Genomic DNA, 15094 nt, shown 5'->3' on the forward strand with positions numbered 1-15094 from the left:
CCGGAAACGGGTGCCTTTTTGGATTACAGCCCTTTCAGCAGCTTGTCGACAAATTCCGGTACGACCGTACTTGCCAGGCCATAGTGCTTCTCTTCAAACTCGCTTCCCACCTGGCTTGGTTCCAGGTTCAGTTCGACCGTATGCGCGCCATGCAGCCGCGCCTCGTGAACAAACCCCGCTGCCGGGTAGACATGGCCTGACGTGCCAATAGCGATAAACACATCTGCCATCGCCAACGCACTGTAGATCTCATCCATCCCCAGCGGCATCTCACCAAACCAGACCACATGCGGACGCAGCCGCGCGGGGAACTGACAGCAGTGGCATTTATCCTCTGGCAGCACGTCCTCTTTCCAGTCCAGCACCTGACCGCTCCAGGCACAGCGAACTTTCAGCAGCTCACCGTGCATATGGATGATGTTGTGGTTACCGGCCCGCTCATGCAGGTTGTCGATATTCTGCGTAATCAGCAGAAAGCGATCGCCCAGCGCCTCTTCCAGCTTCGCCAGCGCCAGATGCGCCGCGTTCGGCGCAATCTCTGGCTGCTGAAGCTGGCGACGGCGGGCGTTGTAAAACGCCTGCACGAGATCCGGGTCGCGGGCAAAGCCTTCCGGCGTGGCCACATCCTCCACGCGGTGCTCTTCCCACAGCCCGTCCGCCGCGCGGAAGGTTCGAATTCCTGACTCGGCGGAGATCCCCGCGCCAGTCAGCACCACCACTCTGGGTTTATCCATCGCTTCTGGCATCATTCTGTCTCTGAAAAAGATCCGCTGGCGCAAGCGCTCACGTAAGCGGCGTTTGTTTTTGCGAAAACGGCTGAGTCGACCCTGGCGACGCGACAGCATAGAAACCTCGTAAACTAATCGGTGAGATGAAGGAATGCGGCTCCGCGCATGCCTCCTGCGTCCCCGTGTCGCGCGCGTTCAATACGCGGCACGCGGGCAACCGGCAATAAATGTCGGGGCAAACGCCCGGACAACCGTTCCGTAATCGCGGTAAAGTTTGAAAGCCCTCCCCCGATCACCAGCAGGTCCGGGTCGACGATGGTGAGAATGTTTCCCAGACACACCGCCAGCAGATCCAGATAGCGCTCAACGTGCTCACGCGCCTGCGCATCCCCTTGCTCCCACAGGGTAATGATTTGAGGAGCTTCAAGTTTCTGATGATAGAAGTGTTCGTAAAGCCATGCAAACCCGCGGCCTGACAGGTAGTTCTCAATACAGCCGTGCTGACCGCAGCCGCAACGGGTCAGCGGGAAATCACGCCCCACCACATCAAGCGCATCCACCGGCAGACGGATATGGCCGAACTCGCCTGTGATGTAGCTGCGCCCGGTGATGGGCTTACCGTTGAAAATGATCCCACCACCAACGCCGGTGCCGAGGATCAGCCCCATCACCAGGGGATACTGTGTAAATTCTTCGTCCCAGGCTTCCGAGAGCGCAAAGCAGTTGGCATCATTGTCTAAACGCACGTCGCGTTCAAGGAGAGCAGAGAGATCGGCGCGCAGCGGTTTACCGCTGGCGGCAGGCACGTTGGCCGCGTAAAGCGTACCGTCGTCGGTTTCGGGCATGCCCGGAATACCAATGCCGACGCTGCCTTTCACGCCGAAACGTTCATCCGCCTGCGCCACCAGCGCGGCAATGGCGGTTAAAAATTCGTCGTAGCTTTTGCGCGGCGTGGGAACGCGGGTTTCCCACTGCAGTTTGAGATCTTTATCAAACACGCCGAGCGCAATCTTGGTGCCGCCAATATCAAATCCATAATACATAATGCATTCCTCTTTCTGACATAGCGGCCTCAAAACCGCTACATCATGACGTAATTACTGGCCACTTAGTACCCTCGCCGGATCAATTCGGCTTGCGCGACGCGCCGGATACCAGCTTGCCAGCAGACTCAGTAAAAGTGCTGTCACCAGCACATAAAAAACGTCCAGCCAGTGCAGTTCAGACGGCAGGAAGTCAATAAAATAGATATCACCCGACAGGAACTGGTGACCAATAAGTTTTTCAATGCCGTTGATAATCGGCGTAAGTTGCAGAGAAACCACCACACCAATCACCACGCCGCACAGGCTACCGAATAGCCCCGCCAGCAAACCGTACCAGACAAAGATGGCGCGGATAAGACCGTCTTTTGCGCCTAAGGTGCGCAGCACAGCAATATCGCCACTCTTGTCTTTGACCGCCATCACCAGCGTCGAGACAATGTTAAAGCACGCGACACCAATCACCAGCACCATCGCCAGGTACATAATGGCTCGGATCATCTGGATATCACGGTACATATACCCGTAAGTGCCGATCCAGCTTTTGATGTAGACATAGTTATTGGTCACACCGCCTGCGTCACGTACCAGTTTGTTGGCGTTAAAGACGTCGTTAACCTTAATGGCAATGCCCGTCACGCTGTCGCCCATATCGAGATACTGACGCGCATCTTCCATCGGCACCATCGCAAAGCTGTGGTCAAGCTGGCCGCTCAGCTGAAGAATACCGGTGACATGAAGACGCACGCGTTTAGGCTGCTGCAGTTTGTGGTCGGCACTGGCGTTCGGGATCATGATTGACACCCAGTCGCCCTGCTTCACTTTCAGAGCATCGGCAACGCCTTTACCCATGATGATCTGCTGCTCACCGGCCTTAAAGTTCGCCCATGCGCCGTTCTGTACATACTTCGGCAGTGCGCTCAGACGCTCCTCCTGCGCCGGGTTTACCCCTTTTACCTGAATGGCGCGCAGGTTTACCCCGCTCTCCACCAGCCCGGTAAAGTTAATGTAGGGGGCGGCGGCGGCAATGCCCGGCACTTTTTCCACTTTGGTCAGGGCATCGCTCCAGTTGTTCCACGGTTGGTTAACCGGCTCGATCTCCCCGTGCGGTACCACCGCCAGAATGCGGTTGTTGAGTTCGCGCTCAAAGCCGTTCATGGCGCTCAGCCCCACAATCAGCACGGCGACACCCAGCGCAATGCCCACGGTGGAAATCACCGAAATAAGCGATACCATGCCACCGCGACGGCGACCGCGGCTAAAACGTAGCCCAATGAGTAACGATAACGGTGAAGCCATTACTCCGCTCCCATCAGGGTCAGCTCGGCGTTCAGATGACCGTCACGCATCTCAAGCTGGCGTCCCATGCGTTTTGCCAGCTGCAGGTCGTGGGTCACCACCAGAAATGCGGTGCCCTGCGAGGCGTTCAGCTCGCCCAGAAGCTGGAAAATACTGTCCGCATTGCGCGCGTCCAGGTTACCGGTAGGCTCATCCGCCAGCACCAGACGCGGGTTGTTGACCAGCGCACGGGCAATCGCCACGCGCTGGCGCTCGCCGCCGGAAAGCTCAGAGGGACGATGGTTACCGCGATGGCCCAGCCCTACCGCTTTCAGCATGTCGCTGGCGCGGGCGTTAATTTCTGCCGGTTTCTTTTTGCCAATCAGCAGCGGCATCGCCACGTTTTCCAGCGCCGTGAAGTCCGGCAGCAGGTGATGGAACTGGTAGATAAAACCGAGCTCACGGTTACGTAACTCGGCCTTCGCCGCTGAGGACATTTTGCTCATCGGCTTGCCGGAGAAAATCACGTCTCCGCTGGTTGGGGTATCCAGCCCGCCCAGCAGGTGTAATAAGGTACTTTTGCCGGAACCAGAGCTACCGACAATCGCCATCATCTCGCCTTCTCCCACGCTAAAGCTCACATTGTGCAGCACGTCAGTCTGCACAGTGCCTTCCTGATAGCGTTTGGACAGGTTGTCGCATTGCAACAGGATCTTATTCATAACGTAAAGCCTCAGCGGGTTGAGTGGCGGCAGCGCGCCAGGAAGGATAAAGCGTAGAAAGCAGCGCAATCGCCATCGCGGCCAGCGCAATTCCGATCACCTGTAGTGGCTCAATCGCCACAGGCAGCGCCGCACCATCGAGCAACGCACCGATGATCGGCATTAAGTTGTTAAGCTGGCTGGCAAGCAGTGCACCCAGCACTGCCCCAAGCAGCGCGCCGATAATCCCGGCGCTAGCACCCTGTACCATAAAGACCGCCATGATCTGGCGCGGCGTGAGTCCCTGGGTTTGCAGAATAGCGACTTCACCCTGTTTCTCCATCACCATCAGTCCCAGTGAGGTAATGATGTTAAACGCGGCAACGGCCACGATCAGGCTCAGCAGCAGCCCCATCATATTTTTTTCCATGCGTACGGCCTGGAACAGTTCGCCTTTACGCTCACGCCAGTCCTGCCATTTGGTCCCTTCCGGCAGTTTTTGCTGGCTGAGGGTATCAACTTTCAACGGTGCGTCGAGCCACAGGCGCCAGCCGGTAATATTCCCTGCCGGGTAGCGCATCAGGCGCGAAGCGTCCTGGATATTAACCAGCATCTGGTAACCATCGACTTCGCTGTTGGCGGCAAAGGTACCAATCACGTTGAACAGGCGCTGGCTTGGCAAGCGCCCCATTGGCGTGAACTGGCTGGCAGACGGCACCATCACACGCAGCTGATCGCCGCGGTTGACGCCAAGCTGCCCGGCAAGCTGTTCGCCCAGAATCACGTTGTATTTACCCGCTTCCAGATCGGTCTGTTTTACGTTAACCAGATACGGCGTCAGCGGATCGTTTTGCGCCGGGTCAATCCCCAGCATCACGCCGACCGCCACGCTGCGGGCGCTTTGCAGCACCACATCGCCTGTGGTTAACGGCGCAACGCGCGTGACACCCTGTAACTTCGCCGCGCTTTCCGGCAGCTGTTGCGGGTTAACCGAACCGTTGGTTGATGAGAGAACGGCCTGCGGCATCAGCCCCAGGATGTTGTTTTGCAGCTCGCGTTCAAAGCCATTCATGACGGACAGTACCGTCACCAGAGCCATCACGCCAAGCGTAATGCCAATAGTCGAAAGCCAGGAGACAAAGCGACCGAAGCGGTCCGCGGCGCGCCCACGCATGTAACGTAAGCCTATGAAGAGTGCGACAGGTTGGTACATGAAATCCGTCTGTTTGCTGATAGCAGACCCACGAGTATATAAGCGAATCCGCTAAGCGTAAATGACTGAAACAGTAAGCTTTGGTAATCATTTTTCCGAAAAATTCAGATAAATCAGAGTGCTATTGTCTGAATACTCGCCTTGTAACCTCCACCTTTTCCGAAAAAGCTCCTGATACAGACTGTTACCCGTTACATCCAGGCGTCGTTTAACAACAATTGCTCGTTCGTTTATGGCAATAAGGTAGTGGCGAACAATGAAGCAAAAAGCATTATGGATTAACCAGATAAAAGGGCTGTGTATCTGCCTGGTGGTTATTTACCATTCGGTTATCACGTTTTATCCGCATCTGATCGGGCTGCAACACCCGCTCTCCGGCCTTCTCGCCAAATGCTGGGTCTATTTTAACCTCTATCTCGCTCCGTTCCGAATGCCGGTCTTCTTCTTTATCTCCGGCTATCTGATCCGTCGTTATATTGCTGAGGTGGACTGGCGAACCAGTCTCGACAAACGGATCTGGAGCATTGTCTGGGTCCTGGCGCTGTGGGGCATCCTGCAATGGCAGGCGCTGACCCATATGAATGCCTGGCTGGCACCCGAGCGTGAACTCGCCACATCATCGAATGCGGCCTACGCCGACTCGCTCTCAGGATTTGTGCTGGGGATGCTCACCGCCAGCACCAGCCTCTGGTATCTGTATGCTCTGGTGGTGTACTTCACGCTGTGTAAACTGCTGAGCCGATGGAAGCTGCCGGTACTGGGGCTGCTGGCGCTGGCAAGTATCGCGATCAACTTCCTGCCGCTACCGTGGTGGGGGATGAACAGCGTGGTACGCAACATGATCTACTACAGCCTCGGGGCGTGGTATGGCGCAGAGATGATGGCGTGGATGAAAAGCCTCAACCTGCGCCGCATCTGGCTGGCAACTGGCGCTTTCGCCGCCGTCTCCGTGGTGCTGTGGTTTGCTAACGTCCCGCTACTGCTCTCTGTGTTGTCGATTGTGTTGATCATGAAGCTTTTTTATAACCTTGAGCAGCGTTATGCCGTGCATCCTGACAACTTGCTGAACGTGATTGGCTCAAACACGATCGCGATTTATACCACCCACCGCATCTTAATCGAGGCCTTTAGCCTGTTCCTGATTGGCGAGATGAATAGTGCCTTGTGGCCGGTCTGGGCGGAGTTGGGTCTGCTTCTGATCTACCCGTTTGCCAGCCTGCTTATCTGTACACTTGCCGGGCTCGGGGTGCGTAAACTCTCCACCGCGCTGTTCGGGGACGTTTTCTTCTCCCCTCCGTCAACGCTGAGCCTGTCGCCATCCTCCCGTTGATGGCTCTCTTCGCCCCTGCTGGGGCGAATTTTCCCCCTGTGCGGTTCTGGTTTGCTTATACAAAACGATCGAGGATAATAAAGACATTGCGTATCAGTGATATGCCCCAATACTGTTGGTATATCCATAAGAGACTCTGACATAGCCATGCCTGAACACTATCGTTATTCCTTGCCTGTCAAAGCGGGTGACCAGCGCCAGCTGGGTGAACTCACGGGCGCGGCGTGCGCCACGCTGGTAGCGGAAATCGCTGAGCGTCATCCTGGCCCGGTAATTCTGGTTGCCCCGGACATGCAAAACGCCCTGCGTCTGCACGACGAAATTCGCCAGTTCACCGATAGCCTGGTGTTCAGCCTGGCCGACTGGGAAACGCTGCCCTATGACAGCTTCTCCCCACATCAGGAGATCATCTCCTCGCGTTTGTCGACGCTGTATCAACTCCCGACCATGCAGCGTGGCGTGCTGATTGTACCGGTGAATACCCTGATGCAGCGCGTCTGTCCGCACAGCTATCTGCACGGTCACGCGCTGGTGATGAAAAAAGGTCAGCGCCTGTCCCGCGACACCCTGCGCGTGCAGCTGGACAGCGCCGGATATCGCCATGTTGATCAGGTGATGGAACACGGAGAATACGCCACGCGCGGTGCGTTACTCGATCTCTATCCAATGGGGAGTGACCAACCGTATCGCCTGGACTTTTTCGATGATGAAATCGACAGCCTGCGCGTGTTTGACGCTGACACGCAGCGTACGCTGGAAGAAGTGGAATCTATCAATTTACTGCCCGCCCACGAGTTCCCGACGGACAAAACCGCTATCGAACTGTTCCGCAGCCAGTGGCGCGATAAATTCGACGTCAAACGCGATGCCGAACATATTTATCAGCAGGTCAGCAAAGGTACGCTGCCCGCAGGTATTGAGTACTGGCAACCGCTGTTCTTCAATGAACCCCTGCCTCCGCTGTTTAGCTACTTCCCGGCAAATACGCTGATTGTTAACACCGGAGATATCGACGCCAGCGCCAGCCGCTTTGAAAACGAAACCCGCGCCCGCTTTGAAAGCCGCGGCGTTGACCCGATGCGCCCGCTGTTGCCCCCGGAGGCGCTCTGGCTGCGAACCGATGAACTCAACGCCGAGCTGAAGCGTTGGCCGCGTATGCAGCTTAAAACCGATTCGCTTGCCGCCAAAGCCGCCAATACCAACCTCGCGTTTCAGACGTTGCCAGATCTGGCCGTTCAGGCGCAGCAGAAATCACCGCTGGATAATCTGCGGAAGTTTCTGGAATCCTTTACCGGCCCGGTGGTGTTCTCGGTTGAAAGTGAAGGCCGTCGCGAAGCACTCGGGGAGCTGCTGGGGCGCATTAAAGTGGCGCCGAAGCGTATCCTGCGTCTGAGCGAAGCCACCGGAAACGGTCGTTATCTGATGATTGGCGCCGCCGAACATGGGTTTATTGATACGCTCAATAACCTGGCGCTGATTTGTGAAAGCGACCTGCTGGGTGAGCGCGTCGCACGTCGCCGTCAGGACAGCCGTCGTACCATCAACCCGGACACGCTGATTCGCAACCTGGCCGAGCTACACCCGGGCCAGCCGATTGTTCACCTGGAGCATGGCGTCGGGCGTTACCAGGGAATGACCACGCTAGAAGCAGGCGGTATCAAAGGTGAATACCTGATGCTGACCTACGCGAACGACGCCAAACTGTATGTTCCGGTCTCTTCCCTGCATCTGATCAGCCGCTACGCGGGTGGCGCAGAAGAGAATGCGCCATTGCATAAGCTGGGTGGCGATGCCTGGGCACGCGCGCGCCAGAAAGCAGCGGAAAAAGTGCGTGACGTGGCGGCTGAGCTGCTGGATATCTATGCACAACGCGCGGCCAAAGAGGGCTTCGCCTTTAAACATGATAAAGAACAGTATCAACTGTTCTGCGACAGCTTCCCGTTTGAAACCACGCCAGATCAGGCCCAGGCCATTAACGCCGTGCTGAGCGACATGTGTCAGCCACTGGCAATGGACCGCTTAGTCTGTGGCGACGTAGGCTTCGGCAAAACCGAAGTGGCGATGCGCGCCGCCTTCCTTGCGGTTGAAAACAACAAGCAGGTAGCGGTACTGGTGCCAACCACCCTGCTCGCTCAGCAGCACTTCGACAACTTCCGCGACCGTTTCGCCAACTGGCCGGTACGTATTGAGATGCTCTCGCGTTTTCGCAGCACCAAAGAGCAGACGCAGATCCTCGAACAGGCAAGTGAAGGCAAAATCGATATTCTGATCGGCACCCACAAGCTGCTGCAAAGCGACGTGAAGTGGAAAGACCTGGGGCTGCTGATCGTCGATGAAGAGCACCGCTTTGGGGTACGTCATAAAGAGCGCATCAAAGCGATGCGTGCCGATGTCGATATCCTCACCCTGACCGCAACGCCAATCCCGCGAACCCTGAACATGGCGATGAGCGGCATGCGCGACCTGTCCATTATTGCCACCCCACCGGCGCGTCGTCTGGCGGTGAAAACCTTTGTCCGCGAGTACGATAATCTGGTGGTACGTGAGGCGATTCTGCGTGAAGTACTGCGCGGAGGTCAGGTCTATTACTTATACAATGATGTGGAAAATATCCAGAAAGCGGCGGACAGGCTGGCGGAGCTGGTACCGGAAGCGCGCATTGCTATCGGTCACGGGCAGATGCGTGAGCGCGAGCTGGAAAGGGTGATGAACGACTTCCACCACCAGCGCTTTAACGTCCTGGTGTGTACCACCATCATTGAAACCGGGATCGATATTCCGACGGCGAATACCATCATCATCGAACGAGCCGATCACTTTGGTCTGGCGCAACTCCACCAGCTGCGCGGCCGCGTCGGGCGTTCACACCATCAGGCCTACGCCTGGTTGTTAACGCCGCATCCGAAAGCGATGACCACCGATGCCCAAAAGCGTCTGGAAGCGATCGCCTCCCTGGAAGATCTTGGCGCAGGCTTTGCGCTGGCAACACACGACCTGGAGATCCGTGGTGCCGGCGAACTGCTGGGTGAAGACCAGAGCGGCTCCATGGAGACCATCGGCTTCTCCCTGTATATGGAATTGCTGGAAAACGCGGTCGATGCCCTGAAGGCCGGACGCGAGCCGTCGCTGGAAGATCTCACCAGCCAGCAGACCGAGGTTGAATTGCGTATGCCTTCCCTGCTGCCGGATGATTTCATTCCGGATGTAAATACCCGGCTGTCGTTCTATAAACGCATCGCCAGTGCGAAGAGTGAGAACGAACTGGAAGAGATTAAGGTTGAGCTGATCGACCGCTTCGGCCTGCTGCCAGACCCTGCGAGAAATCTGCTGGACATCGCACGCCTGCGTCAGCAGGCGCAGAAGCTCGGTATTCGGAAGCTCGAAGGGAATGAAAAAGGTGGCGTGATTGAATTTGCCGAGAAGAACCACGTCAACCCGATGTGGCTGATCGGTCTGCTGCAAATGCAGCCGCAACATTTCCGTCTGGATGGTCCAACGCGCCTGAAATTTACCCAGGAGCTAACGGAACGCAAAACCCGCATGGATTGGGTGCGTCACTTTATGCGTCAACTGGAAGAGAACGCGATCGCTTAACCCATTCTCCCCCTCTAGCGGGGGGAGAATTTACAAACACTTTGCACTTCACCCGATCTTCCCGACACACCCATTCGCCATAATTATCATTAACGCCTTATAAAACAATAACCTTAATATTTATATGGACTATGGTAATGATGACCTCTTCGCGTTTTACTCGCTGGATAACATTGTTTGCGCTGGCAGCCACCGTCGCGGTTGCGCTTCCTGCCCGTGCAAACACCTGGCCACTTCCACCACCGGGCAGCAAGGTCGTGGGGGAAAACCGCTTTCATGTGGTTGAAAACAATGGTGGCTCACTGGAAGCGATTGCTAAAAAATATAACGTCGGTTTTCTGGCGCTTCTTCAGGCGAACCCTGGCGTGGACCCTTATGTACCGCGTGCGGGCAGCGTACTCACCATCCCGTTGCAAACAATCCTGCCGGACGCCCCGCGCGAGGGGATCGTCATAAATCTGGCAGAGTTACGTCTCTACTATTACCCACCGGGTAAGAATGAAGTTACTGTCTACCCTATCGGTATTGGTCAGTTGGGCGGTGATACCCTGACGCCAACGATGGTTACCACAGTATCAGATAAGCGCGCTAACCCAACCTGGACACCCACGGCTAATATTCGTGCCCGTTATAAAGCACAGGGCATCGACCTTCCGGTTGTTGTCCCGGCAGGACCTGACAACCCAATGGGTCACCACGCGATTCGCCTGGCGGCTTACGGTGGTGTCTATCTGTTGCATGGAACGAATGCAGACTTTGGCATCGGCATGCGCGTCAGCTCCGGCTGTATTCGTCTGCGTGATGACGATATCAAGACGCTTTTCAACGTCATCACACCGGGAACCAAGGTGAATATTATCAATACGCCGATTAAAGTCTCGGAAGAGCCGGGTGGCGTGCGACTGGTAGAAATTCACCAGCCATTATCGAAAAACATCGGCGATGACCCGCAGACATTGCCCATTAACCTGAATGCCGCAATGGTAAGTTTTAAAACGAATACCAGCACCGATGGCGTAGTCATGGAGCGCGCAATGGAGGCCCGGTCAGGGATGCCAACCGATGTCACCCGACATCACAACGTCGCTTCACAGGCGATGTAAACGCACAGATAAGAAAAACGCCCTGCTCATGCAGGGCGTTTTTTATTGCAGTGGCATAAATGAGGGTTCAGCCGGGCTTATTTGTAGATAACAGCAGTGCCGTGCAGCGTGTTAGGACCGGTAACAGAGGTGATGCGGTAAGATTTTGCACCCATCTCTTGTGCTTTTTGCGCCAGCTGATCTTCCAGGGAGCCCAGGTTAGTACCGGCAGACGCAGAGATAGTGCCAACTTTATGCTGATCTACAGGGGTGGATTGCACCTGTACAGCTGCAAAGCTTGCGAATGAAAGTGAACTCAGGACTGCGGCAGCGATGAGGGTTTTTACGTTTTTCATGATGTTTACCTTTAGCAGATGAATTTGGAGGTCGTTAATCATTTAGTTAACGATCGATAGGTAAATGATAAATGTGATCCAGGTCACGCGTCAACATAATTTTATAACGAGCATTAACTTATTTTTAAAGTCGTTATTTTTCATACGTATATGATTAATTTATTTTTAAGCATTCTGCACTGGTGGTGGGTTGCGTTTATTTTTATAATGGTCATTCACCAAACCAACAGAGGACCAACGGCAAATGACAACCGATGTCACGAGTTGTGCGAAGAAAAGCCGTGGCCGACCAAAAGTGTTTGACAGGGATGCAGCGCTTGATAAGGCCATGACTCTCTTCTGGCAACATGGGTATGAAGCAACTTCGCTTTCCGATCTGGTAGAAGCTACCGGAGCCAAAGCGCCGACGCTGTATGCCGAATTTACCAATAAAGAGGGGCTGTTCAGGGCAGTGCTGGACAGATACATTTCGCGCTTTGCAGCGAAGCACGAAGCCCAACTTTTTTGTGAAGAGAAAAGCGTTGAACAGGCGCTACGGGACTTTTTCACTAGCGTCGCCACTTGCTTCAGCAGTAAAGATACGCCTGCGGGCTGCTTTATGATTAACACCTCTGCCACCCTTGCGGCGTCCTCTAAAGAGATCGCTAAAACGGTGAAGTCGCGTCATGCCATGCAGGAGGAGACGCTAAGTGCGTTTCTGGCACAGCGTCAGCAGCGTGGTGAAATTCCCGCGCATTGCAATCCTCAGATACTGGCGCAATACCTGAGCTGTATTTTGCAGGGGATGTCGATAAGCGCACGTGAAGGCGCAACGCTGGAAAAACTGCAGAGTATTACCGATACCACCCTACGACTGTGGCCTGAACTACTCAAAATCTGAAGCAAAAAAAAGCTCCTCAGCCTGAGCGCATGAGGAGCTAAATTCAGAGAACATCTTTTTTACACTTTGTTATTCAGAACCAGCTGACCATTTCCATCCAGTGGAATTTGTGTGCCAGGATCTTTATCCATGCGGATTTTGCCCTGCTGATCGCCAATTTTGTACGTCACGTCATAACCCAGCATTTTTTCCGACTTGTCATAGACGGTTTTACAGCGTTGCTGAGTCGTAGTGTAGGTATCATTATCCTGCATCGCGCCCTGCACCTGGTTACCGGCATAGCCGCCGCCCAGCGCGCCGACCACGGTCGCCACATCTTTACCCCGACCACCACCAAACTGGTGACCAATTACGCCCCCCGCTACCGCACCCAGAACAGAACCGGCAATGCGGTTTTCATCCTGTACCGGACGACGGTGCGTCACGGAGACGTTGCGGCACTCCTGACGAGGGGTTTTCACGGTTTCTTTAATCGGTGTAGCAGAAACCACCTGTGCATACTGCGGGCCGCGATCTAATACGTTGAGACTGGCAACGGCAGCCACACCTAACGCAGCCGCGACGCCAATCCCTATACCCGCCAACATTGATTTATTCACGGGACTTCCTCCTTTGTTGCTATTGGTAACAATTTTGCAATGGAGACAAGGCTTCGCCAATAAGATAAAGGATCAAAAAAGGGGCGTTGAGAGGAGATATATTGTATTTAGGAGAACTCTTAAGCACTCAATCTATGATGAGCAGCATGATATGCTAAAAACTCCCTCCGGAGGACCCGGAGGGAGTGAAAGATTAGTGCAGCTTAAGACGCGGACGGATCACACGGTTGATTCTGCCCACCAGCATCATCAGCCCGGTTTTGAAGTAGCCGTGCAGCGCAATCTGGTGCATACGGTACAGGGAGATATACACGAAGCGGGCAATGCGCCCTTCTACCATCATTGAGCCACGCATCAGGTTGCCCATCAGGCTGCCGACGGTAGAGAAGTTTGACAGCGATACCAGAGAACCGTGGTCTTTATAGACATAGCCTTTCAATGGCTTGCCTTTGTACTGCGCCAGAATGTTGTGCAGCACCAGGCTTGCCATCTGGTGAGCAGCCTGGGCGCGCGGCGGCACGAATCCACCTTCAGGACGCGCGCAGGAAGCACAGTCACCGATAGCAAAAATTTCAGGATCACGTGTAGTTTGCAGCGTCGGCTCCGTCACCAGCTGGTTAATGCGGTTCGTTTCCAGGCCGCCGATATCTTTCATAAAGTCAGGTGCTTTGATACCCGCTGCCCAGACCATCAGATCCGCTTTGATGTATTCGCCGTCCTTGGTGTGCAAGCCACCTTCGTCTGCGCTGGTCACCATCGTCTGCGTCAGCACCCGCACGCCCAGTTTGGTGAGCTCATTGTGCGCCGCACCGGAAATACGTGGCGGCAGCGCAGGCAGAATGCGCTCACCGGCTTCAACCAGCGTGACGTTCAGCGCTTCGTTGGTTAACCCTTTGTAACCGTAGCTGTGCAGCTGTTTCACCGCATTGTGCAGTTCCGCAGACAGCTCTACGCCCGTCGCACCACCGCCGACAATGGCGATATTAACTTTACCGTTCGCACCCAAATTGCTGGTGTACTTCAGGAACAGGTTCAGCATTTCCTGATGGAAACGACGCGCCTGGTGCGGGTTATCGAGGAAGATACAGTGCTCTTTCACGCCTGGCGTGTTGAAGTCGTTGGAGGTACTGCCCAGCGCCATGACCAGCGTGTCATACGCCAGTTTACGCTCAGGAACCAGCAGCTCCCCTTTTTCATCGCGCAGCTCTGCCAGGGTGATGGTTTTGCTTTCACGGTTGATATCCACCACCGAGCCCAGCTGGAACTGGAAATGATGGTTGCGCGCGTGCGCCAGATAGCTGAGCGCATCTACACCCTCATCCAGAGAACCGGTTGCCACTTCGTGCAGCAACGGTTTCCACAGGTGGCTGTGGTTACGATCTACCAGCGTAATTTTGGCTTTTTTACCGCGACCCAGCTTCTTGCCCAGCTGTGTAGCCAGCTCCAGCCCGCCAGCACCACCGCCTACAATCACTATCTTTTTCAATGGCGTAGTCAACGTGACCCCCTCAAATTATTAACCAATTGTTAATTAAAAGTTATAAAAATAACCCTTAATTAACAACAGGTTACATCACTGAAACCATTCAGGTGCATTGAGAATACCACGTCAGGCGCATTGGTCATACCAAAATTGATATGCATCAAGTTTTGATGGCTTAAAAGTAGACAATTCTGGTCAAAAAGAAAGCCCGGTACGCTTTCGCGGCCGGGCTTTGGTGCCTGCGGATGAGAGGTTAACCCAGCGTTTTAAACGCTTTGATACGCTGCAGGTGCGGTGAGATGTTTTTGAATTTGTGCGTCTGTTCTTCGTCCCAGACAATTTCATAGTAATGATGCAGCAGTTCAGCAGCCCGATGGCTGTTGAGCGCCTCATCTTTACGTGAAAGGATCACCAGACAGCGGTCGCGGTTTTTCTCACGAAAATTGCTGACGCACTTGGTCGCAATATCGACGTACTCTTCCGGACGGTCAATTTTGCCTTCCATATTCTCGTTCGGGAAAAGGTTAGGATTGAACACCACCTGGCGGATGTCGCACAGGAAGCCAATGCGTTCCGCCCAGTAGCCGCCCAGTCCTACACCGCAAATCAACGGACGGTCATCGACGTTGAGCTGCAACATCTTGTCCACTTCTTTGAGAAGATGTTGCATGTCATGCTTCGGATGGCGCGTGCTGTAACTGATCAGCCGAACATCCGGATCAATAAACTGCAGTTGCAACACCTTCTCATGATTACCAGGGCTGTTTGAGTCAAAACCGTGTAAATAGATGATCATTGTCTTCTCAC

General features: G+C 54.7%; 13 protein-coding genes. 4 read left to right on the plus strand and 9 right to left on the minus strand.

The window, feature by feature from the left end; genetic code table 11:
* Positions 1–23 precede the first annotated feature (23 nt).
* The 5 genes from cobB to lolC are packed head-to-tail and all read right to left on the minus strand — an operon-like array spanning position 24 to position 4963.
* Positions 24–845 carry a Sir2 family NAD+-dependent deacetylase gene (gene cobB, locus JGF26_RS01285; RefSeq protein WP_028019025.1) on the minus strand — a complete coding sequence of 274 codons (822 nt, stop codon included), beginning with the start codon at positions 843–845 and terminating at the stop codon, positions 24–26.
* 14 nt (positions 846–859) lie between these two features.
* The gene (gene nagK, locus JGF26_RS01290; protein ID WP_028019026.1) at positions 860–1771 is read right to left on the minus strand and encodes an N-acetylglucosamine kinase; all 912 of its coding nucleotides are present in this window, start codon (positions 1769–1771) and stop codon (positions 860–862) included.
* Positions 1772–1825: 54 nt separating this feature from the next.
* Entirely contained in the window at positions 1826–3070 is a 1245-nt protein-coding gene (lolE, locus tag JGF26_RS01295; RefSeq protein WP_028019027.1) for a lipoprotein-releasing ABC transporter permease subunit LolE, read from the minus strand.
* Positions 3070–3771, minus strand: coding sequence for a lipoprotein-releasing ABC transporter ATP-binding protein LolD (gene lolD / locus JGF26_RS01300; RefSeq protein ID WP_028019028.1), 702 nt, complete (start codon positions 3769–3771; stop codon positions 3070–3072). The genes lolE and lolD overlap by 1 nt, the downstream gene beginning before the upstream one ends.
* Entirely contained in the window at positions 3764–4963 is a 1200-nt protein-coding gene (lolC, locus tag JGF26_RS01305) for a lipoprotein-releasing ABC transporter permease subunit LolC (RefSeq protein WP_028019029.1), read from the minus strand. Before lolC ends, lolD begins: the two co-directional genes overlap by 8 nt.
* A 256-nt stretch (positions 4964–5219) precedes the next feature.
* Here lolC and JGF26_RS01310 point away from each other — a divergent pair, with 256 nt between their 5' ends.
* The 3 genes from JGF26_RS01310 (at position 5220) to JGF26_RS01320 (ending at position 10990) form a co-directional block, all read left to right on the plus strand.
* Entirely contained in the window at positions 5220–6293 is a 1074-nt protein-coding gene (locus tag JGF26_RS01310; protein ID WP_128348414.1) for an acyltransferase family protein, read from the plus strand.
* A gap of 147 nt (positions 6294–6440) precedes the next feature.
* The gene (mfd, locus tag JGF26_RS01315; RefSeq protein ID WP_134707544.1) at positions 6441–9887 is read left to right on the plus strand and encodes a transcription-repair coupling factor; all 3447 of its coding nucleotides are present in this window, start codon (positions 6441–6443) and stop codon (positions 9885–9887) included.
* A 137-nt stretch (positions 9888–10024) separates the two neighbouring features.
* Positions 10025–10990, plus strand: coding sequence for a L,D-transpeptidase family protein (locus JGF26_RS01320; protein ID WP_134707543.1), 966 nt, complete (start codon positions 10025–10027; stop codon positions 10988–10990).
* 77 nt (positions 10991–11067) lie between these two features.
* Here JGF26_RS01320 and bhsA read toward each other — a convergent pair whose 3' ends face one another.
* On the minus strand, positions 11068–11325 hold the full coding sequence (gene bhsA / locus JGF26_RS01325) for a multiple stress resistance protein BhsA (protein WP_008500777.1): 258 nt from the start codon (positions 11323–11325) through the stop codon (positions 11068–11070).
* 244 nt (positions 11326–11569) lie between these two features.
* Between bhsA and JGF26_RS01330 the strand changes: the two genes are divergently transcribed.
* On the plus strand, positions 11570–12205 hold the full coding sequence (locus JGF26_RS01330) for a TetR/AcrR family transcriptional regulator (protein ID WP_134707542.1): 636 nt from the start codon (positions 11570–11572) through the stop codon (positions 12203–12205).
* Between the two features lie 59 nt (positions 12206–12264).
* Here JGF26_RS01330 and JGF26_RS01335 read toward each other — a convergent pair whose 3' ends face one another.
* The 3 genes from JGF26_RS01335 to ycfP all read right to left on the minus strand — a co-directional run bounded on the left by JGF26_RS01335 (position 12265) and on the right by ycfP (position 15083).
* Entirely contained in the window at positions 12265–12804 is a 540-nt protein-coding gene (locus tag JGF26_RS01335; protein ID WP_008500779.1) for a glycine zipper 2TM domain-containing protein, read from the minus strand.
* Positions 12805–12997: 193 nt separating this feature from the next.
* A complete protein-coding gene (locus tag JGF26_RS01340) occupies positions 12998–14302 on the minus strand; it encodes an NAD(P)/FAD-dependent oxidoreductase (RefSeq protein ID WP_028019034.1) in 1305 nt (434 codons plus the stop codon).
* Positions 14303–14540: 238 nt separating this feature from the next.
* A complete protein-coding gene (gene ycfP / locus JGF26_RS01345; RefSeq protein ID WP_028019035.1) occupies positions 14541–15083 on the minus strand; it encodes an alpha/beta hydrolase YcfP in 543 nt (180 codons plus the stop codon).
* Positions 15084–15094 lie beyond the last annotated feature (11 nt).

The sequence above is a fragment of the Enterobacter sp. E1 genome (assembly GCF_016809815.1).
GTDB classification, from domain to species: Bacteria; Pseudomonadota; Gammaproteobacteria; order Enterobacterales; family Enterobacteriaceae; genus Enterobacter; species Enterobacter adelaidei.